This is a genomic window from Cecembia sp., from assembly GCF_007126775.1.
Taxonomy (GTDB): domain Bacteria; phylum Bacteroidota; class Bacteroidia; order Cytophagales; family Cyclobacteriaceae; genus Cecembia.
Window position 1 is genome coordinate 1 of sequence record NZ_SLAP01000156.1, and the last position, 20,926, is coordinate 20,926.

Here is a 20,926-nt window from a genome sequence, read left to right on the forward strand (position 1 = left end):
GAAATAATAATCCAGTCCTGCCCTTACATTGTTGTCCAGCGTATATAGCCTGCCATTGACAGTTTGTTTGGTGATGAACAATGAATCTCCCCCAAATGCTTCCTGGTATAAATTTCCTTCTTTGATGATCTTTCTTTCTGCAATGCCATAGTTGATAAACCAATTGATTTTTTTATGTCTATAGTTCAAATTGGCAGAGAGTCCAAGGTTAGTGGGGGAACCGACAATTCCTTCAATAGAACCATTGAATCCCTGATTGTTTTCTTTTTTGAGAATGATATTGATCACACCTGCCATTCCTTCGGCTTCATATCTGGCGGAAGGGTTGGTGATGATTTCAACCCTTTCTACCATACTGGCTGGTAATTGCTGTAAGCCCTGACTTCCTTTGAAACTGACCAATCCCGAAGGTTTGCCGTCTACCAGTATCCTTACATTGTCGGATCCTCTAAGCCGAACATTGCCTTGACTGTCCACCGTGACAGATGGGAGATTCATCAGGATGTCAGAAGTGGTTCTGCCTGCATTGGCCAGGTCTTCCCCTACGTTAAATACCCTTTTGTCCAAAGATAGCTCCATCAGGGGTTTCTCCCCTTGCACAGTTACTTCATCCAATTGACTCAGGCTACTGCTTAATTCAATGGTCCCCAATTCTAAAGGTGAATTGTTTCGGCTCAATGTGAAAAAATCCGATTGGTAATCATCATAACCCATAAATTCAACGAGAATGGAGTAGGTACCCAAAATAATTGGGATTTCGAAAGCTCCTTTTTCATTGGTAATTCCTCCTTCAATCACTTCATTGGATTCATTGTATACTGCTACTGTTGCAAAGGGTAAAGCCAATTGGGATTCTTTGTCCACAACTACACCTTGGATCAGACCATTGTCTGATTGCTGAGCAGGGGTGTTATGAAACAGAAAAATGAAAATTAAGCTCAATATAATCTGAGCGATTAAGCGGAAATGATATCCTGAAATTGGAGCATTCAAGGTTTGATTGGTAGGTTATAGGCTGAGTTTTGATGATAACTTGTCTAATCTCAAGTATTTCAACAGGAGGAATATAAGAAAAAATGTATTTCTGAATTGCTCATTTTATAGAGAAGGTAAAATATGGATTTGGGTTTGAACACTGTCCTATAAAGCCCCAAGGGCTGAACTGTGGATACCCAGACTGGAACTTGAGGAAGTCTGGGATAAAATTTGTTGATTTGTCCTCTTTTCGATATAGTTTCAAACAAGCTGTGATAAACTCTAAATTATAATCCAAAGCTTAAATTAATATTGGCCCTCATCAGGCCATACCACTAGTTCCCCGCTTCTTTTGTCTTTTGGTCTGAAGGCGTTGACATCTCTTAGATAGAATCCTAATTTTCGAGTCAATTCAACTACTTTTTCCGGATGTATGGCAGCGATGTTATTAGTTTCTCCAATATCCTCAGGGATATTGAAAAGTTCCAATTCTCCATTTTTGTACCAATACACCAATTTCCAATCTCCATCCCTTATCGTACTCGTGGCTCCTATCCCTGGGCCAGTTGGCCCCCAGTTATTGGGATAATGCCAGATCAAAGGTTTTTGCCTAAACTGACCCTGAGCGTCACCTTGAATGAAAGGAGTAAGATTCTCTCCATCAACTGTTTGAATGGTTTTTGGTATTGGGATATTGGCCATATTAATGAGCGTTGGAAAGAGGTCCTCAATGATGAGGTAATCCCCGAAAATGCTGCCTGGTTCAATGATTTTAGGCCATTTGATCAGCATCGGGATCCTGATGCCCCCTTCATAGGCTGATCCTTTTCCACTGTTCAGGGGAGTATTGTGCTGATGGGGTATTCCTCCTCTGGCGGAGGCACTTAAGCCCCCATTATCGGACAGGAAAATGATTATGGTGTTTTCGTCCAGGTTATTTTCCTTCAGATAATTCATGATGTCCCCGAGGCTTTTATCCATGCCCTCTACCATTGAAGCATACTTTGCTTCCGGTTCTTCCAGGTCTTGGTATTTGTCATAAAACCTCTTGTCTGCCTCCAGTGGAATATGGACCGTATAATGGGAAAAATAAAGAAAAAAAGGTTTGTCAATTTGTTTGGCCTCCTCGAGTGCGGCAATTGCTTCCAAAGTAAGGGCTTCTGTAAGGTGGATACTGTCGCCATGATATTTTTCCAAACCAGGCACTCCCCAAGGAAGGGTATGTGTGTCTGGTTCTGCATTTCCGAAATTTTTTTCCCCCAAATAACTGCCTAAACCTCCTGCTGCATGTCCTGCAATATTGATGTCAAAACCAAGGTTCAATGGATTTTCTCCAGGAGTATCCATGGCACCCCAATGGGCTTTCCCGACGTGAATGGTGTGATAACCATTGTCTTGAAGAATAGAAGGCAAAGTGGTCGCAAAAACGGAATTATTAATGCTGTCCACTGGCTGCAAACCGTTTAAATTCCAAATTGGATATTCCAATATTTCGTCTTGATGATCTGTAGAAATATCTTTCCTTAAGGTCCAATTGGTGACCCCATGTCTAGCTGGATTCATCCCAGTCAAAAGACTTGTACGCGAAGGAGAGCACACAGCATGGGCGTAAGCTTGCGTAAACTTCATTCCTTCACTGGCCAGTTTTTCCATATTGGGGGTATGATAACGCCTGTTCCATGCTGTGACTTCAGTCCAGAATGGAACAGAAGTATCTTGCCAGCCCATGTCATCTACAAAAAATACCACAATATTGGGTTTTACAACCTGTGTCTCCTTTGTCCTTTGGCATGCCAATAAAAGCAAGGAAAGTAATAAAAGAAGGAGCACATTATAAAAATAAGATTTCATCAGACCTTTTGGTTTAGGGAAATAAGAGATGAAGAAAAATATAAAAAACTGATGGACAAAGCAAACAGCCCAAACCGGTGTAAAAAGTAGCTGTTACTGCACCATAAGGAACCAGCTTGGGGTCAGTGGCAGCCAATCCTGCAGCTACACCACTGGAAGTCCCCATGATGCCCCCATAAGCCATGGCAGATTCGGGACTGTTGAGGCCTATCCGTTTGGCTGCCATTGGGGTAAATATGGTGACTGCAATGGTTTTGATCAGTCCTGTCCCTATGCTGAGTGCGATCACTTCTGAAGAAGCGCCTAAAGCTGCACCGGTCACAGGTCCTACGATATAGGTACATGCTCCTGCACCGATGGTACACAGGCTTGCTGCATCTCTAAATCCCCAAGCAAGCGCCAATAAAACGCCTATGATGAAAAAAAGGACAATCCCTATCAACAAAGAAATAAATCCCAACATACCGGATCGGATAATTAGGTAAAGACTGGCCCCTATAGCTGTGGCTACAATCGCAAAATCCCTGAACATAGCCCCTCCCAAGAATCCAATTCCTGAAAAAAGTGGGAGATCGGCCAAACCTTTTTCTCCTCCAGTCAGAAACCCACCCCAATAACCCAAAATGAGTCCAAAGAATATGGCTATGGCAGAGCCTGGAATTCTGGATTTTAGGATTTTTTTGGAAATAATTTCAGAGATTAGGACTAATAAACCAATAAATAAAAAGGCAAAAATCAGCCCGTTTTTTTCAATAATATCAAAGGCTATCTCCATCGGATTTGGGTTTGAATTTTTTCAAAATGAGGGGGAAAACCCAAAAAGAGACCAAAACAGGTAATAAGCCGGCTGCTATGGCCAAAGTTCCTGAAGTAAGGGCAGATTTGACATTGAGACTAGCGGCCATGGCGATGACCACAGGAATATACAATTTGTTCCAAAAATCTATACCTGCCTCCATTTCAAAAGACATCAGGCTGTTTTTAACCAGCCATTCTTTGAGGAACATTAAGATGATCATGGCAAAACCTACACCGCCTACATTTGCGTTTATGTTGATCAGACTTCCCAAAAACTCACCCATCCATTGTCCTACAAGGAAGGAGAGGGCCAAAACAGCTAAGCCATAGATATTCATGGGCTAGAATAATTTTTTCAGTTCGTTTTTGGTCACTTTGCCCATAGTATTTCTGGGAAGATCTTCCACAATCAGATATTTTCTTGGAGTTTTGTAGGCCGGTATTTTTTCTCTAATCCAACGTTTTAGCGATTCGATATCTATGGCTGCTTTGGTAACCAGAGCGGCTACTACTTTTTCTCCCCATTCTTCATCTGGGACACCTACTACACCACAATCTTTGATAGAAGGATGTGTGCGGATTACCTCTTCTATTTCAAGGGCTGAAATCTTATAACCACCTGACTTGATGATGTCTATAGAGTCCCTGCCCAAGATTTTGAAATAACCAGCCTCCATGACCGCAATGTCCCCGGTTTTGAACCAACCATCTTTGGTAAAAGCCTTGGCAGTAGCCTCAGGTTTTCCCCAATAAGCCTTGAAAACACTTGGCCCTTTGATTTGAATTTCTCCAGGTTTATCCAAAGGAATTTCATTGTCCTGCTCATCACATAACCTTACCTCAACTCCCCGCAGTGCTTGGCCAATATGTCCTGCCCTCCTCTCCCCTTGATAGGGATTGCTAATGGCCATCCCAATCTCGGTCATGCCGTACCTTTCCAATAAGTAATGCCCGGAAATCTGATACCATCTTTCCATCACCGAAATTGGCAAAGCTGCAGAGCCGGAAACCATCAATCGAAAGGTTTTTAACCGATCTGTGATTGCTTTTTGTGATTCTTTTGATAGGGTATCATAATAAGAGATCAGTTTGAAGTAGATAGTAGGCACTGCCATGAATACATTTACCCTCCCTTCCATGAATATTTCAAAAATAGTTTTAGCATCAAATTGAGGCAGGAATTGGACAGTGGCCCCAGACCAAAGGGCGCAGGAATTGACGTTGATAATGCCGTGTACATGGTGGAGGGGGAGAATGGAAAGGGTATAATCAGAGGAATTCCACCTCCAAGAGTCAACCAATGTACTGATCTGTGCTTCAATATTCGCATGAGTGGTTAAGACTCCCTTGGGCAAACTAGTAGTACCGCTGGTATACAAGATCATGGCCCCTCTGTCTTTACTGATGTCCGGTAAAGTCTTTTTTTCTGCCGTTTGAAAGTCTTTGGTACTGATAAATTTAATTTTTGGGTCCTGTTGGTAGGGAGAAAGGATTTCCTCGAATTCAGCACTCACCACTAGAAAATCGGCTTCAGTGTCTTCGATGACATATTGAAGTGAATTGAAGGGGTAAGTTACGCATAGGGGCACTGCAATTCCTCCGGCTCTCCATATGCCCCATTGAACTGCTATATAATCGAAGCCAGGGCTCACCATGAAAGCAACCCTTATCTGATTGAGGTCATTCTTTTTTTCAAGTAAATAGCTGGCAATACCATGGCTTTTGGCCAGGAGTTTCTCATAAGAGTAAGCTCCTGATTGATCAATAATCGCAACCTTTTCTTTCAACTTTTTTGAGGTTTCGAATAAGCTTAACATGTTGGATTACGGGTAGATTGATTTTTTGATCAAGATAGTAAATTAGGGATTCACTTGCCATTTTATTCTTTTGAAGACGATTTCTCTGTAATTGTTCCTTTCGTAGAGGATGCCAAGGTGATCTTCATCCAGTTGGACAAGATCGCTATAAGCCGTCCAAGAGGACTTGGAGGGGTCATCAGATTTATCTACTAATATGGATTGCGTCCAGTTTTTCCCTTCATCCCGACTGATTTTGATGGTGAGATTATCTCTTTTTTGGAGATCAGAGGCATTGGAATGGGCAAGGATTTTTTTTCCATTACTTTCACTGATATCTAAAATGGACCCTTGGCATACCGGGTCTGGAAGTTGTGGTTCAAAGTAATATTCCTCCCAGCTTTCCCCGCCATCATTTGAAAAAGCTAAAATCCTTTGCCTGATATCCCCTCTTTGATTTCGGATACTCATAATCATCCTGCCATTAGATAATTCCGCTGCGATGGCTTCGTTGGAGCCGGGAATAGAAATTGATGGGGAAAGTTGGAAGCTTTTGCCATGGTCATCTGTGAAGAAACCATGCGCTTGATAATCTGTAAATCCCTCTTGAGGAGGGCCTTGGGAGTGATTGGCAGCGACATAGATTCTGCCTTTATAGGGTCCCTCCTGAAATTGAAAAGCATGCCCCGGTGTATTGGCGTAATGTCTCCAATCCTCCGGATTTTGATATGCTGGGTTGAAATCCGGATTATTTACTTTATGGACCTGATCCGTAATGTTGACTGGCAGTTCCCAGCTTTCTCCCATATCTGTTGAACGTGTGTACCAAACTTCTCTTACTCCCTCATTGAGCCGGATATTGTATTCGTGGTGGTTTCCGGTATTAAAAAATACATAAATTACTCCTTCGGGGTACTTTGGGTCAAACCTATCCACCACTGGCGCCGGATTTCCAGCCTGATAGACTCCATGATCTACAAAAAGTTTTAAAGGACTCCAAGTCTTACCCTGATCCTTGCTTTTTTTCATCACCAGGTTGATGTCGCCATAGTCATTACTTCCATGTACCCTGCCTTCGGCTATCGCAAGTAATTCAGTATTGGGCAGGGAAATAATTGCCGGGATGCGATAAATGGCATGTCCTTCTTTACCTGATTCGAACACAAGGCTTTCTTGCCCCATAGCTTGTGGTATCAAGAAGATCCAAATGAGGAAATGGGTAATTGTTCTCATAAATGATTATTTGGGAAGATTGAATTTAAGTTGCATTATCTTGTCATACAACATGAAGGGTAACATTTTAGCCAAAATTCTAATGCATATTCCATCTAAATTAGCCATAATTGGAATCAAAACATATATTACAATTCAACCTGAGTAAGTAGCATATTAACTTTTTTTCTATGTTACTTGGCTCATTTAGCAACTTACGGTTACTTTTAAAGCGTCTTCGAATTAGTGGACTAATTTTTTTTCACCTTATTGACCACTTATTTAAAGTTAGCAACTTAGCATTACTTTTTAATAATGTTTTAGAATTCGGGTTTAACCTACCTGGAAAAAAAGCCAAGGGCATCACTGTTTTAAGTAATGCCCCTGATCGGAAAAGTTTATTATATCAAGGCCTTCAAAAAGCCTGAATGAATTCCTTAGTATATTTATGCCTTCTGTATTGGGAGTCCATAATCGTTGTCCAAGAGAATGGCGTCCAAATCCTCACCAGGTAATGCAATGATTACTTCTTTTTCTTCATCCCATTCTACCTTCCGGCCAACTTTGTAAGAAAGGCCTGCCATATGCGCTGCTATGGCTTCTTCGAAACCTTCCTGAATGCCACAGCTTGGCTCACCGCCATTACGGATACAGCTCAACCATTCCCTGATATGGAGGAAGGTGGAATCCACCCTTTTACCATCCCGGTAGGTCCAAAGTAAGCCTTTATCTGCAAAGTATTTTGCCGTAGCAGATGTAACAGCATCCACACCACCGGCACTCGGGTCATACTGGAAAATGGGGACTTGAGGGTCAATTCTTCCTTCTTCAATAAGGTCTTTGTACTTGGTGGATCTTGGGTCTGCATAGATGGTCAGTGTATTGCCCAATTCCATACTGGCATCATGACCCATCAATACGGTACCCCTTTCAAACTGATTGCCCAAGGTGGCACTGTACACCAAAGTCATTCCTTTTTCTTTGTCTTCCCTTTGTGTTCCGCCCGTAGTGAAGTCTGGGAATTCCATATTGACATGCATGACGTCAGGAACATTTCTGCCATCTCTATGGGTATAGATGCCACCTGATGCAGTTACATATTTTGGAATACCCATATTCAGGATACAGTTGATCCTATCGTAGTCATGGGTCAGTAAGTCACCCGATAAGCCAGAGCCATAGGCCCACCACTTTCTCCAACGGAAAAAGTGTTCTGTATTGAAGGGTACTTTTGGGGCTGTACCCAAAAAAGCATTCCAATCAATGGTCTTTGGAGAAGCTTCTGGATGTATGTCATACTGCCAGGCACCATTATCATCGTTTCTATTAGTTGTGGTCATTATCAGTGACACATGACCTAAGGTATTTTTGGCCAGGGCATCCATAGCGGTCAGGAAGCTTTGGGTTTGTCGGTGCTGATGACCTACTGCGAAAACCGCTTTTGGATTTTTACGACAGGCTTCCCTGAGTTCATAAGTTTCCTGAACAGTATGCGTCATGGGTTTTTCCAGATAGACGTGGATTCCCGCCTCTATAGCGGCTATTGCCATGGGTGCATGCCAGTGGTCTGGCGTGGCAATGATGATGGCATCCACTTCTCCACTATGAATGAGGTCCAGGTAATTCGCATAGCGTTTACACGTATTGTTCTCTTTATTAAAAGATCGCAATGCATCTTCCGCCCGGACATCAAAAATATCGCAGATAGCAGTAAGTTTAACATTCAGATTTTCTTGTGCTCTAAAGTCTTCCAGTCTTTTGTCATTTGGATTCCTGGCAGCAGAAGCGGCCATGTCTTCCAGCCATTCATTGGTCGCAAAACCCAAAGAGCGCATCAATTGCTCCCCTCTGATACCAAACCCAATCAATCCTATCCTTAGCGGATCACCACTCATAGGGCCACTTTCAGGTGGTGGGGTAGCTTTGATATTGAGTTTTTCCAAGAGAAAATCCCTTTCCAATTTGGCTTTTTTGTTTTGGTCAATACCAGCAAACCATACCGCTCCCAATATAGGGATACCTCCAAGGCTCTTGAGCAAATCCCTTCTCGAAAATCCTTTAAATAGTTTTTTATCTTCTGCCATGTTCTATAGGTTTTAGGTAGTGGAAGGTTTGATTTCTTTTTTTGCAAAGAGCCTTTCCAGTCCAAATGAGGTGGAGGTAGGAAAGAGGAAGATGACCAATAAGGCGGCAGCTTCTATCAAATTTTTATTGACAATCCAATAACTGCCCTCAGTCAATCCTTGTGGGTAACCAGGAAAGGGAGGGTGAGCCAGGTAGTACATTAATAACAAGCCTATGCCTAAGATACTGGCTAATTTGGTTTTGAAACCCAATATCAAACCTGCCCCTATTAATAAAAGGGCTGCGATATTCAATGTGTCTACAATGGATATCATGGATTCGCTTGCCAACCAGCTGAAAAACGATTTCATATACGTGGCGCTGAGCAAATATCCCTTGGCAGTCCAAGAAGGGCTGTATAGTTTGATTACGCCTTCATATAAAAAATGCCAACCTACAAAAAGGCGCAAGAGCACAAGGGCTATTGTCTGTAACGATGATAATTTCTCTTTTTGGTTCATCTTTCTTTCGTTTTAGGACAAACGATATTACAGCATTTTCTTTTTGAAAAATATGATAAAAGTCAATCAAGGGGCTGATTGATAATCTTTTTGTTGAAATTCTTTCTAAAAAGACTGATTATCAAACTACTTTAACCTTTAGCATAATGTATCCAATAAGAAGAAGTATGGCTTGGATAAAAAAAACAAGGGTAATTATTTCCAGGCCGTATTGTCTGGATAAAAATCCTGAAAAAGCGGGTAAAAGCGCCCCTCCCATCATGGCTGCGGAGACCTGAAAACCAATAATGGTGCCTGCCTGATGCGTTCCAAACCAATTATTTACGGATGAAATCATGGAAGGGAATATGGGGGCACAACTTAATCCAACAAGCACTACTGCCATAAAACTTAACTGCATATTTATATTTAAAAAGAGCACCAAGGTTCCCAATATCAGTCCGGATGCTGCTAAAAAGATTACCTTAGGGGTAGCCACTTTTTTCAGAACAAACCCAAATACAATCCTGCCCAATGTCAGGCTTCCCCAATAAGCACTTACCCAAAATCCACCACTTGCCTCACTGACATTTCTGGATTTGATCAAAATGCTATAAAGCCATTGGCCTATTCCGATTTCAGTTCCAGTGTACAAAAAAAACAACATGATGCTTACCCAAACCTTAGGCTGGCTCAGAATCTTTATGTACGAAGTATGAGAGCTCGTATTGTCTTCCTTATCCTGTTGTTCCCAGAGCTTGGAAGTGGCAAAGAAAAGAATACCTAATAAGATTTGGATACTCCCTACAGACCAATAACCTGCTTTCCAAGTATGTCCCTGAATGATAAATGCAGTCAGTATCAATGGGCCTGAGGTAGCCCCGATTCCATAAAAAGCATGCAACCAATTGACCACACTGGCGCTAAATTTTGCTGATGCAAAAACATTGATAGACGTATCAATAGCACCTCCACCTGTACCAAGGAAATATGCTGCGATAATCAATAGAAACCATTCCTCTATCAGCACGAATGCAAATAGGCTGGTACCGGTCAAAAAGCAACTCATTGTCAACAGTAGACCCAATGATACTTTTTCCATGATTTTGCTATTGCTCAGGCTACTGCTCAGATAACCTGCCACAAAGCTGATCAAAAGTATTCCCAGTCGGTCCAAAGGAACCTGCAAACGATCACTTATGAATGGCCAGGCTACGCCCAATAGCCCATCCGGAAGTCCAAGACTGATAAATGCCAGAAAGGAGATTAATATTAAAATCTTTTCCTTGCGCATGGAAATTTCAAGAGTTTTGAATTTATTGAACAAACCAAAAATAGGAAGCTAAGCCGAAAAATACTGTTGTTGTGGAGAAATTATAGCATGAATTAACCATAAATCCATTTCCTCTGGTTTATACTTCATCAGGCTTTTTTATTTATTGGATTTTGGGAATCTGAATTGGAAATTAATGGTTTAATTTATAAGAAGTTTAAATCACGTTTTTTTACAAATGGTCATGATGGGAGTAAATGGAGATATTGAGCGTTTAGTTAGAATCAATTTTCCCGATTTTGAAAACGAATTGGTCAATAAAATAGCTGAAGAAGGGGAGTTGGTACTCTTCCCTGCTGATGATTTGATCATGGATATTGGTCAAAAAGTAGAACAAATTCCACTTATTGTAAATGGGATTGTAAAAGTCTTTAGAGAAGATGAAGAGGACAATGAAATTTTTCTTTATTACTTGAATCCTGGAGAAGCCTGTGCGATTACCTTGATCTGTTCTGCAAGAGAAGGATTCTCTAAGATTAAGGCCATACCTATGGAAGACACCACGGCTGTAGTGCTGCCCATCAGTAAACTGGATGAATGGATGCCCAAATATCAGTCTTGGTATCTCTTTGTCATGGACAGTTATCAAGATAGGTTCGAAGAATTGTTGAAAGTGGTGGATGCCATTGCCTTCAGACAAATGGATGAAAGACTGATTGAATATTTGGAAAAAACAGCGGTTGCCAGCCAGTCTAAGCTCATTAAAGAAACCCAAAGTCAAATTGCGCTTGAATTAAATTCCAGTCGCGAAGTCGTAGGTCGGTTATTAAAAAAATTAGAGCAACAGGGCCGAGTCAAGGTAAGTAGGAATCAAATAGAATTATTAAGTTAAAAAAAGTGGGCCCTAAAACCCACTTTTTCAATCTTTAGATATCTTTTTTAGCCAGATAAAAATCAACCATTTCGTAGTCGCTTGCTTCTCTTTCCTGCATTTCGGCTACTGTTTTTGGTGGTGGAACGATTACTTTCTCACCGGGAGTCCAGTTCAGGGGCATGGCCACTTTGTGTTTATCGGCAGTCTGAAGTGCAATGAGCACCCTTTTGATTTCATTCATGTTTCTTCCCACATTCAATGGATAGTACATGATCAATCTGATTTTACCGTTTGGATCGATAAAGAACACCGCCCTCACGGCAGCTGTTTCACTTTCTCCTGGTTGCAACATACCATACAGCTTGGACACTTTCATGTCAATATCAGCCACAATCGGGAATTCGAACAAAACCCCTGTATTTTTCTTCACGTTGTTGACCCAGGCAATATGGGAGTGGATAGAGTCAATGCTCAATCCCACCAACTTGGTGTTGTGTTCATCAAAATATTTTTGATCTAAAGCAAACCCGCTCATCTCCGTGGTACAGACAGGCGTAAAGTCAGCTGGGTGCGAGAAGAAGATGGTCCAACTATCTTTTATATATTCGGAAAACTGCATAGGACCCGTCGTGGTCATTGCTTTGAAATCAGGTGCTTGATCACCTATTCTGGGCATGGTTATTATTTCTTGCTCGTTCATTTTTATTTGTTTTATCGGTTTTGAATCATTTGTTATATCAAAGGTCGCTAAATGCTAGGATATGGACTGAGACCTAAGTCACTATAGGATAATAAAAATGATAGAAAAAATCTATAGGACATATCGGATTTTTAAAATTTAAATAAAAGTTCAGGATTGGTAATGATAACCTTACGCGTCATGCTGATCCGCCACAGACGGAGAAGCATTTTCCATAGTTTGGGAGATTCTTTGACTCCGTAGGCTTCGTCTACCATTGACAGATTACCAGACTCGTCACCCTGAGAGAAGCGAAAGCCTGCCCCGATCTTTTCGGGGGGTCTCCCAAAATAAGAGGGGATGCTTCGACTCCGCAAGCTCCGCTCAGCATGACGTTTCAATAACTGTCATTTCTTTTTCTGTATATTCCCCTAAATGTTAAAATCTCATAATGACGCCAAAAAACGAAATTCCTTCCCCTCTCTTTAAATACCAAATTTTAAAATCTTAGGGTGACGGCACAAAACATGGCATTCCCATCTCCGCAAAAATCAATAAAAATCAAACCTTGACTGGTACTACCAGTTTTCCAAGCCGACCAGCTTTTTACCTAAATCTGATAATTCAGCTGTGTCATACTTGGTCTTTTCCCAGTTTCGAGGGTCCCCTGGGAAGGCGTAACCTGTTGGGGCAATTCGGTGTTTCCAGGAATTGATCCGCCATTGCCTCAAAGCTTCATTATCTTCCTCTGCTGGCATCATGGAAATGTATTGTGCGATTCTAACCTTATCAGAGCGATTGGCCCGAATCCCATGGGGTAGGAGGCTGTTAAATATCAAAAGGTCTCCTGCTTCTAATTTTACTTTGACAATTTGGTCTTTAAATACAGAGATATCAGGGATAAAAGGATTCCTGTTGGCCGGCTGTGTCAATTTCCAGGTGTCATAAGTGCGGTAAAGTTCTGGGATACATTGAAAACCGCCCATATTTTCGTCCGTTTGATCTTCAAGTGCCAAGACGCCCTGTACATTTTGCGGTTTGGTCTCCGGATCATAATCCCAATGAATAAAAGCTTTGTATTCGTAGCCAGGTCGGATTGGGAAATTCAAGTTGGCCCGGTCAATGGTCACCCACAACTTCTCTGTTCCCCATATATCTACAAAGGCATCGTATACTTTGGGCATTTGTCTATTGTTCCATAAATGCTGATTATTATACACTTCTACCATACCTGTTCCCACCAATTCCTTCATCTCCATTTCATTGTAAGGGTTTTTGTACCAGGTTGTAGGGTCATTTGGGTTTTTATCTTCAAATTCCCATAAAAAATCGGCTGTTGCTTTTGCCTGCTTTTTAGATACGGCGTTTTTTATGATCACATATCCATTGTGGTTCCAAAATTTCCAATCTTCTTCACTGAGTATCCTAAGCGGTTTTCCTTTGGAACGGTCATTTAATTTAAATTTGCTGCTTGTGGCTGTGCTGGGGTTACCGGGAATGTCTTTATGGTTTTTATTGGGACTCTCCCGGCCTTCATAGGCTGCTTGCATGGTCATTTAGGTTTTGGGATTTTCTCCTAATATAGCCAATTATCAGGTGCTTGAAAAGCGATCAGCGCAGTTTGACGATTTTTCGCAAAGCAGGAAGTTTGACTGGCCTTTTGGAGTAAGTAAGAATGGCAACGGTAATGATAATAAAAAATGTTCCTAACCAGTCCATTCCCGTAAAGCTTATGCCCAGCCAAGCGACTGCTACCAGGGCTGCGGATAAAGGTTCAACAGAACAGAGTAAACTTGCTGTCTGTGCACCGATAATGTTAAGTGATGCTAAAAAAATGGAAAAGGGCACAACTGTCCCCAAAATGATGATAAAAGCAAAAACCAACCAGGACTCCATATCCCATTGACCTGACCAGAAATAGGGAGCACTGTACAATAAATAGGAAATACCGCCAATGAACATACCCCAACCGGTAACGGTGGAAGAAGAGAACCTTCTCAAAAGTTGTACAGGCTGAATGGTATAAAATGCCAAGGCAATGGCAGACAAAATACCCCAGACTAAAGCTATTTCTGAGATGACCAAGCTATTAAAACTTCCATGGGTAACCAATAAAAAAGTACCCACCAAAGCCAAAGCCAAAGCAATGTATTCAGAAATCTTTGGCCATCTTCTGTTTTTGATTGCATAGAAGCCTACTACGAATACTGGCCCTATATATTGAAGCACTGTCGCTGTGGCTGCATTGGAAAGGCTAATGCTATAAAAGTAAGTATACTGCACTGCGACCATGCCCAAGATGCTAAAGAGCAGAATTTCAAATATATCCCTGCGTCTTTTCCATATCTGAAATGCATCTGTGTTTTTTCTGGTCAAAGCAAAGAGCAATAAAACAGATCCTGCTACTACCATCCGCCAACACACCAACCATCCAGGATCCACATTTTTGACTTCAAAGAGAAACTGGGCACATGTTCCGGATATCCCCCACAATATGGCTGCGGACATGGCCATGATAAAGCCATAAATGAGTGGTCGTTCTTTCACTGAAATAGGATAAAGAATTGAAAGGGCAAAGAAAGTTAATTTTCTTCAAAATAGCGCTTTATTGTGTATTCAGGCTGCCAGCGATCTGGGCTTCGTTTTAGGGTGTCGGGATTGTAGGCCATTGGTTTGATAACATCAGCTGTTAGCTTCACGGTATCTTGGGCATCTATTTGCTCTTTAGCCAAAAGTGCTAGAAGTTGTTCTATTTGAGCCGAGTATGATGGATTCTCTGCCAGGTTATTGATTTCTAAAGGATCTTTTTCCAAATCAAATAACTGGGTATAATCTCGTTCCGGATAACGGATAAGCTTCCAATTATCCTTTCGTATCGCCCTTACCGTATTGCGGTACGCGGTAAAAAGGGCATCCCTCACCGATGTCTTTTCTCCTAGGATTACAGGTACTAGACTTCTGCCATCTAGTGCTTCTTTAAGGGGCAGACCAACCAATTCCGCCAAGGTAGGGTAGAGGTCATGAATATAGGCGAAAGCATCAAGTTCCTTGTTAGAAGGTATTCCTGGTCCTTTGATAATGAGAGGCACTTTAATACTGTGCTCGTAAAGACTTTGTTTTCCCAATAACCCATGACTTCCAACGGCAAGCCCATTGTCTGCTGTATAAACGATGATGGTGTTTTCAAGCTGACCTGTCTCCTCCAATACTTTCAATATCCTTCCTACATGATAATCTACATGCGTGACCAAAGCAAAATAATCAGATAGGATCATTTGGATTACCTCTGGCTTTCTAGGCCAGCCGGTAAGGTTTTCATCGCGCACGGTTAAATCATCAAATTGAAAAGGGTGAAATGGCATGTAGTTGCCTGGCAAAGGGATGGTGCCGTCAGGGTAATAATCAATATAAGTAGCCTCGGGGGAATAGGGGTCATGTGGTGCTGTAAATGCCACATAGCAGAAAAATGGGTTTTCCTCTTCTTTCTGAGATCGGATAAAATCAATGGCTGAATCGGTAAAAAGTTCTGTAGAATACCCTTTCTTCACGGGGTTGTTCAATTTGCCCTCATTATCATAATCCCGCAGTTCTATGGCATAATGATCCGCCATGCCTCCTAAATATACATTTTTAGCTTGCTGAAAGCTCGCCTCGAAAGCTTCTTTCACGTTATGCCATTTGCCAGTACCGAAAGTGGTATATCCTGCCTTTGCAAAATCCATCGTCATTGTGGGCACATTGTTTAACTGGTCTCTAACTTTAAAGAAGTTTTTTCCACTGAAAAGCATGGCTCGGCTCGTCATGCAGATGGCCCCATGAAATCCTCCCATGACGTAAGTGTTGGTAAATCGCGTTCCTTCTATAGCCAGCTGATCTATTGTAGGTGTTTGTATATAGGGGTTTCCTGCGATACCTAAGGTCTCTGCATTCTGGTCATCGGTGAAGATGAAAAGGATATTTGGCTTTTTATTTTCGGTCTTGTTGGCACAAGCAGTTATCAAAATCAAAACGGAGAAATAAATGAGTGTTCTCATGATCGGCGGTTTTTATGCAGTCATTTACCAATATTTCTTGTAATAATTGGGTTTTAATAATTTTACAGAAGTTTACTTTATTTTTTTAAAATTAAAAGGATTTATAGTTCCTTCTGTCAAATTTTATTTGTTTGGTATTGATTAAACGGTTTAATTTAATTTAGAATCATTATCCGTGCTGAAATGAAAAAACCCATCATCTTTTTTGTTTTAATGTTGATGTCAGGAATATTCTCTTGTCAGAACATTTCCAATCAACCAGAATCAAAGCAGCCCAATATCATTTTTATCATGTCAGATGACCATGCCTATCAGGCCATTTCTGCCTATGACAACCGGCTCATTCATACGCCAAATATTGATCGTTTGGCAGAAATGGGTATGCTCTTTACCAATGCCAGTGTGACCAATTCCATCTGTGCACCATCTAGAGCTACTATTTTGACAGGCAAGCACTCTCATTTGAATGGGAAAGTGGATAACCATTTTCAGTTTGACACCACAAATATTACCTTCCCTCAGATACTTCAAGAGGCTGGATATCAAACAGCATTGTTTGGAAAGTTGCACTTTGGCAATAATCCTAAAGGATTTGATCAGTTTAAAATTTTGCCTGGCCAGGGTGCTTATTATAATCCTGAATTTATTACCAAATATGAAGGAAACATAGTGGTTGATGGCTATGTCACCGATATCGTTACAGACATGACATTAGATTGGTTGGACAAGGAACGTGATAAAGAGCAACCTTTTATGTTGATGTATTGGCATAAAGCCCCACACCGCTCCTGGCTAATGGCCGAAAGACATCTGGAGGAATTTACTAGCCGAACTTTTCCTGAGCCTGAAACACTCTTTGATGATTATTCCGGAAGAACTTCTCCTGCAGGCGAAGCAGAGATGAATATCCTGCATCATATGAGTTGGGCAGGGGACCACAAAGTATTTCCTGAGTTGATGGATGAATTGGGCATTGCCGAAATTGGCTTCGACAAGGCCAGATATGCCTACGAATACAGCCGGCTAAATGAATCCCAAAAGGAAAACTTCCTGAAAGTTTATGGTAAAGTCAATGAAGATTTTGCAAATGCTTATCCTAATATGAGTGAGGAGGACAAAATGAGGTGGAAATACCAGCGCTACATGCAGGATTATTTAGGAACCATTCAGGCAGTGGATGAAAATATGGGACGTTTACTGGATTACCTCGAAGCCAATGACCTGATGGAAAATACCATCATCGTCTATACCTCAGACCAGGGTTTTTATTTAGGTGAGCATGGCTGGTATGACAAGCGTTTTATTTATGATGAATCTTTCAAAACCCCATTGCTTATTTCCTGGCCTAATAGGATCAAAGCTGGTTCAAGGTCAGACGAACTGGTTCAAAATCTGGATTTTGCCCAGACTTTTTTGGAAGCTGCTGGGATAGAGGCTCCTTCGGACATGCAGGGAGAAAGTTTGATGCCGATACTTACAGGTAATGAGGACCAATGGACAAGAGATGCGGTCTATTACCATTATTATGAATATCCTGCTGAGCATATGGTCAACCGCCATTATGCCATTGTGACAAAGGATTACAAGTTGGTGCATTATTATTATGTGGAAGATCAATGGGAATTGTTGGATAGGAAGAAAGACCCTTTGGAGCTTAAAAATTTCTATGGTGATCCCGAATATGTAGAAATCAAAGCAGATCTTCATAAAAGATTGGAGGAACTAAGGGTGAAGTATAAAGACAATACAGCCATCTCCCAGCGGTATATTGATGAATTTATGGATGATGCCCTGGATGGGAAAATATTTGGGATAAGTAAAGAAAAGGCCAATGAAATTATCCAGAGGAGGGAAAGTGTGATGAGGGATTGATAGAGGAAAGGGGCTAGATTGCAGCGTAGGAATAAGAGCCAAGTAAAAAGGCAAAAGTAAAAAGTTGAATTTCGAAGGGTTGATTTCGGAATTAAAAGAAATTAAAGGCCTGAAGGGCCGATCTGTATTATCCCGAGGTAAAGCCTTGGGAAAAAATGAAATGTTCAATAAATTCAGAGGTCTGAAGGACCAGCATGAAGCAAAAGGAATTCTCCGATTGGGTTGGTCGTGATTATGTTTTGCGTTATGAAAATCCCAATACCTTGTCTCAGGGTTTTTTAGGATGTTTTTCCCTAAATGTAGTAGGAGCCATATTTTTTTCATTTTTGAATACCCTATTAAAATGGGCTACCTGATGAAAGCCTACTTTGTAGGCTATTTCTGCAATGTCCCAATCTGTGGACAAAATCCAGCGGCAAGCCTGTTCAACCCGTAATTTATTGACATAGGTAATTAAAGTGTGACCAGTGGATTTTTTAAACCAAGCACTAAAATATGTCGGACTCATGGGGACCATTTGAGCGATATGGGACAATTCAATTTTTTGATCAAAATTTTCATGTAAATAACCTTTGATGCGGTTAATTCTGGAGTTTTCCTTATGAAGATGGTTGAGACTGTAATTGGGGGAGTTACTTATACTTGTTTTTTCTTCTTTTTCAAGCCTAATAATCAAGTCAAATAAAGATAGAAGTTGATGACTTGGACCCAAATTTTCAAAATTAGTTATCATTTGAATGATCTCTTGGGAAGGGTTAGGGAAATGAAAACCTTTATCAGCATTTTTTAAAAAATCCGCTAAATGAGACATTTCAGGGAAACTTTCAAACAGTGATAGTGGAAATTGGAATATAATACCACATTGTAATGGGGTATTTTGTTTGCCCTGTGTTGCCCAGGTGTGGGGTAGGTTTTCGCCTAATAGCACCAAATCCCCTTCCTGAAAAGCTTCTATACGGTCACCTACATAGCGGATTCCACGACCATTTTGGATGTAAGTCAATTCAATTTCAGGGTGGTAGTGCCAAAGGTGGGGAAAAGCTTCTACCTCTAATTTTAAGAATTGAAATGATTTGAATTTATAAATGGGAGAAATTTGCTCAAGTGCCGGCTTCATTTGTTTTATTTTATGCTTACTTGTTACATAAATCAGCTTTTTTGCTTAAAATATGCAAAATATTCCGTAAAAATTGAAAAATAGCTTTCACTTCATCTTTTTAAATTTGAGAAAAAACAAAACCATGGCCTATTCAACAATTCATGATGTCTATCCCCTATCCAAGGAGAGCATCGCTTTTTACGAGGAAAATCGCTTTATCAAGCTTAAGCATGTCCTGAACCCTGAAGAGATCCAGCATTTTGGTGCGTTGATTTCGGATGAAGTGGAAAGATTGAATAAAGAAAGCAAGCCTTTGGAAGAGAGAGACACCTATGGCAAGGCTTTTCTTCAGATTTTCAATTTATGGACACAGAATGAAGCCATCAAAGAACTTATCCTAAGTAAAAGACTGGCAAGTATCGCCGCTGGCTTGATGGGCTGTGAAAAAGTCAGGATTTATCATGATCAAGCCTTATTTAAAGAGGCTGGCGGAGGGATTACGCCCTGGCATGCAGATCAATATTATTGGCCTATTGATACTGACAAAACAGTTACTGCTTGGATTCCTTTGCAGGCGACTCCATTAGAAATGGGCCCTCTAGAGTTTTCTGCCAAAAGCCATCATTTAATTTTTGGAAGGGACCTGGAAATTGGTGATGAGTCTGAATTACAGCTCAAACAAAAACTGCGCATCAATAATTTTGAGCATGTGGTAGAACCCTTTGACTTGGGAGAAGTGAGTTTTCATTCTGGTTGGGTATTTCACCGTGCAGGTGCCAATCAAACTGACCAAACAAGGAAAGTAATGACTGTGATCTATATGGATGCGGAAGCCAAACTCAAGAATCCTGAAAACCAAAACCAAATCAATGACTGGAATACCTGGTGTCCTGGAGCTAAAATAGGGGAGGTCATCAATTCCCATTTAAATCCTGTGGTAGAATAAAAAAGCCAGGTCTGCCTAAAATCAGACCTGGCAAAAATGAGGATTTCTGCTTCTGATTATAAACCAGAAGCTTCATTGGAGAACTGAATTTCAATGATGCTCATCAGGATTTTTTCCTGACCGGCATCTGGATTTCTAAAAATAAAGAAGATATCCTGAAAGCCTCCGGTCTCTTTGATCTCGATTCTTGCTTGTGGTGTGTTTTCCCGCCTCCATTGTATAAAATTAACCCCGGCAGGGGGCCTTCTGAACCCTTGGTTAAGAGGTTCCATTTTCTGGGATTGGCCGATAAGTTCTCCATCAGGACTGCCCAATCTCGCTTCCACAAAACCACCTACAGCTCCATTTCTTGGGTTCACATTGACAAAAAGATTGATTTCTTTTACCGCTGTGAGATCCAGGGATTTGAAACCAATATGGGATTGGTCCCCCTCCATGAAGAAATTAATACTTGGTGTGGTCATTAGATTCACGCCTTTGCGGATTTCAGCACTTTGAGGATCAAGAAAGGGGTTTCTTAAGGCCACAAAATCTTCTCCTGCCAGGGAAGTAATTTGCCCTGCACCTTTGTCTGCATAAAATGCTCTTAAAAGGAAACTTCCTTGGCCATCTTCCCCTTCAGGTACCTCAGGCCTAATGTTGCCTTTTATCGCCAAAGGGCTTACTGTGGGCTTCACCTCATTGATGCTTAGGATATAATCAACCATTCTTCTGGCATCTGATTCACTCAGTTCTGGGTGGGCACTCATACCGTGATCTCCCCAGACTCCACTTCCCCCGTTGAGGATTTTATCTGTCAGGTAACTGATATTGTTATCTGACTTGGTATATCTTTCAGCCACAGCTACATAGCTTGGACCTATTGAGGTTTTGTCTATTTGGTGGCAGGACCTACAATCACTTCCTTCAATCAGATTTTTCCCAATATTCAACACCGCCAAGGTCTCAGCCCC

Annotated in this window: 18 protein-coding genes; 3 read left to right on the forward strand and 15 right to left on the reverse strand. The window is 41.2% G+C overall.

The features are described 5' to 3' along the window. The 9 genes from QZT73_RS10170 to QZT73_RS10210 form a co-directional block, all read right to left on the reverse strand. On the reverse strand, window positions 1–942 hold a 942-nt coding region (locus tag QZT73_RS10170; RefSeq protein WP_291787963.1), incomplete at its 3' end, for a TonB-dependent receptor plug domain-containing protein. Between the two features lie 339 nt (window positions 943–1,281). Then, the gene (locus QZT73_RS10175; protein WP_291787965.1) at window positions 1,282–2,826 is read right to left on the reverse strand and encodes a sulfatase; all 1,545 of its coding nucleotides are present in this window, start codon (window positions 2,824–2,826) and stop codon (window positions 1,282–1,284) included. Window positions 2,827–2,839: 13 nt separating this feature from the next. After that, window positions 2,840–3,601 carry a malonate transporter subunit MadM gene (gene madM, locus QZT73_RS10180; RefSeq protein ID WP_291787967.1) on the reverse strand — a complete coding sequence of 254 codons (762 nt, stop codon included), beginning with the start codon at window positions 3,599–3,601 and terminating at the stop codon, window positions 2,840–2,842. Then, complete coding sequence (locus QZT73_RS10185) at window positions 3,585–3,962, reverse strand: malonate transporter subunit MadL (protein WP_291787970.1); 378 nt, start codon at window positions 3,960–3,962, stop codon at window positions 3,585–3,587. Before QZT73_RS10185 ends, madM begins: the two co-directional genes overlap by 17 nt. Before the next feature lie 3 nt (window positions 3,963–3,965). Then, window positions 3,966–5,441, reverse strand: a complete 1,476-nt coding sequence (locus QZT73_RS10190) for an acyl-CoA synthetase (protein WP_291787972.1) — start codon at window positions 5,439–5,441, stop codon at window positions 3,966–3,968. Between the two features lie 42 nt (window positions 5,442–5,483). Beyond that, entirely contained in the window at window positions 5,484–6,653 is a 1,170-nt protein-coding gene (locus QZT73_RS10195) for a sialidase family protein (RefSeq protein WP_291779744.1), read from the reverse strand. Between the two features lie 425 nt (window positions 6,654–7,078). Further along, entirely contained in the window at window positions 7,079–8,716 is a 1,638-nt protein-coding gene (locus tag QZT73_RS10200; protein WP_291779742.1) for a Gfo/Idh/MocA family oxidoreductase, read from the reverse strand. 12 nt (window positions 8,717–8,728) lie between these two features. Beyond that, complete coding sequence (locus tag QZT73_RS10205; protein ID WP_291787974.1) at window positions 8,729–9,217, reverse strand: DoxX family membrane protein; 489 nt, start codon at window positions 9,215–9,217, stop codon at window positions 8,729–8,731. Between the two features lie 121 nt (window positions 9,218–9,338). Beyond that, the gene (locus QZT73_RS10210) at window positions 9,339–10,490 is read right to left on the reverse strand and encodes an MFS transporter (RefSeq protein ID WP_291787979.1); all 1,152 of its coding nucleotides are present in this window, start codon (window positions 10,488–10,490) and stop codon (window positions 9,339–9,341) included. 223 nt (window positions 10,491–10,713) lie between these two features. On the opposite strand from QZT73_RS10210, the gene QZT73_RS10215 reads away from it, so the two are divergent. Beyond that, window positions 10,714–11,361 (forward strand): Crp/Fnr family transcriptional regulator, encoded by a 648-nt coding sequence (locus QZT73_RS10215; RefSeq protein ID WP_291779733.1) that lies wholly within the window; start codon window positions 10,714–10,716, stop codon window positions 11,359–11,361. A 34-nt stretch (window positions 11,362–11,395) separates the two neighbouring features. Here the strand turns inward: QZT73_RS10215 and QZT73_RS10220 are convergent, their stop codons facing one another. The 4 genes from QZT73_RS10220 to QZT73_RS10235 form a co-directional block, all read right to left on the reverse strand. After that, window positions 11,396–12,043 (reverse strand): peroxiredoxin, encoded by a 648-nt coding sequence (locus tag QZT73_RS10220; RefSeq protein WP_291779731.1) that lies wholly within the window; start codon window positions 12,041–12,043, stop codon window positions 11,396–11,398. Between the two features lie 557 nt (window positions 12,044–12,600). Beyond that, window positions 12,601–13,572, reverse strand: a complete 972-nt coding sequence (locus tag QZT73_RS10225; protein WP_291787981.1) for a phytanoyl-CoA dioxygenase family protein — start codon at window positions 13,570–13,572, stop codon at window positions 12,601–12,603. A gap of 61 nt (window positions 13,573–13,633) precedes the next feature. Further along, window positions 13,634–14,569, reverse strand: coding sequence for an EamA family transporter (locus QZT73_RS10230; RefSeq protein WP_291780851.1), 936 nt, complete (start codon window positions 14,567–14,569; stop codon window positions 13,634–13,636). 35 nt (window positions 14,570–14,604) lie between these two features. Further along, window positions 14,605–16,056 (reverse strand): sulfatase-like hydrolase/transferase, encoded by a 1,452-nt coding sequence (locus QZT73_RS10235; protein WP_291787984.1) that lies wholly within the window; start codon window positions 16,054–16,056, stop codon window positions 14,605–14,607. A 213-nt stretch (window positions 16,057–16,269) separates the two neighbouring features. Here QZT73_RS10235 and QZT73_RS10240 point away from each other — a divergent pair, with 213 nt between their 5' ends. Then, window positions 16,270–17,928 (forward strand): sulfatase, encoded by a 1,659-nt coding sequence (locus QZT73_RS10240; protein ID WP_291780854.1) that lies wholly within the window; start codon window positions 16,270–16,272, stop codon window positions 17,926–17,928. Between the two features lie 268 nt (window positions 17,929–18,196). Here the strand turns inward: QZT73_RS10240 and QZT73_RS10245 are convergent, their stop codons facing one another. Beyond that, on the reverse strand, window positions 18,197–19,045 hold the full coding sequence (locus tag QZT73_RS10245) for an AraC family transcriptional regulator (protein WP_291787987.1): 849 nt from the start codon (window positions 19,043–19,045) through the stop codon (window positions 18,197–18,199). Window positions 19,046–19,169: 124 nt separating this feature from the next. On the opposite strand from QZT73_RS10245, the gene QZT73_RS10250 reads away from it, so the two are divergent. Then, complete coding sequence (locus tag QZT73_RS10250) at window positions 19,170–19,973, forward strand: phytanoyl-CoA dioxygenase family protein (protein ID WP_291780843.1); 804 nt, start codon at window positions 19,170–19,172, stop codon at window positions 19,971–19,973. 56 nt (window positions 19,974–20,029) lie between these two features. Here the strand turns inward: QZT73_RS10250 and QZT73_RS10255 are convergent. After that, window positions 20,030–20,926 (reverse strand): c-type cytochrome (locus QZT73_RS10255; protein WP_291787990.1); only part of this gene is annotated, 897 nt, incomplete at its 5' end.

Bases quoted from the DNA above. Each gene is read 5' to 3' on its own strand.
- QZT73_RS10175 (WP_291787965.1), bottom strand. From the start codon at position 2,826: ATGAAATCTTATTTTTATAATGTGCTCCTTCTTTTATTACTTTCCTTG.
- madM (WP_291787967.1), bottom strand. From the start codon at position 3,601: ATGGAGATAGCCTTTGATATTATTGAAAAAAACGGGCTGATTTTTGCC.
- QZT73_RS10185 (WP_291787970.1), bottom strand. From the start codon at position 3,962: ATGAATATCTATGGCTTAGCTGTTTTGGCCCTCTCCTTCCTTGTAGGA.
- QZT73_RS10190 (WP_291787972.1), bottom strand. From the start codon at position 5,441: ATGTTAAGCTTATTCGAAACCTCAAAAAAGTTGAAAGAAAAGGTTGCG.
- QZT73_RS10195 (WP_291779744.1), bottom strand. From the start codon at position 6,653: ATGAGAACAATTACCCATTTCCTCATTTGGATCTTCTTGATACCACAA.
- QZT73_RS10200 (WP_291779742.1), bottom strand. From the start codon at position 8,716: ATGGCAGAAGATAAAAAACTATTTAAAGGATTTTCGAGAAGGGATTTG.
- QZT73_RS10205 (WP_291787974.1), bottom strand. From the start codon at position 9,217: ATGAACCAAAAAGAGAAATTATCATCGTTACAGACAATAGCCCTTGTG.
- QZT73_RS10210 (WP_291787979.1), bottom strand. From the start codon at position 10,490: ATGCGCAAGGAAAAGATTTTAATATTAATCTCCTTTCTGGCATTTATC.
- QZT73_RS10215 (WP_291779733.1), top strand. From the start codon at position 10,714: ATGATGGGAGTAAATGGAGATATTGAGCGTTTAGTTAGAATCAATTTT.
- QZT73_RS10220 (WP_291779731.1), bottom strand. From the start codon at position 12,043: ATGAACGAGCAAGAAATAATAACCATGCCCAGAATAGGTGATCAAGCA.
- QZT73_RS10225 (WP_291787981.1), bottom strand. From the start codon at position 13,572: ATGCAAGCAGCCTATGAAGGCCGGGAGAGTCCCAATAAAAACCATAAA.
- QZT73_RS10235 (WP_291787984.1), bottom strand. From the start codon at position 16,056: ATGAGAACACTCATTTATTTCTCCGTTTTGATTTTGATAACTGCTTGT.
- QZT73_RS10240 (WP_291780854.1), top strand. From the start codon at position 16,270: ATGTTGATGTCAGGAATATTCTCTTGTCAGAACATTTCCAATCAACCA.
- QZT73_RS10245 (WP_291787987.1), bottom strand. From the start codon at position 19,045: ATGAAGCCGGCACTTGAGCAAATTTCTCCCATTTATAAATTCAAATCA.
- QZT73_RS10250 (WP_291780843.1), top strand. From the start codon at position 19,170: ATGGCCTATTCAACAATTCATGATGTCTATCCCCTATCCAAGGAGAGC.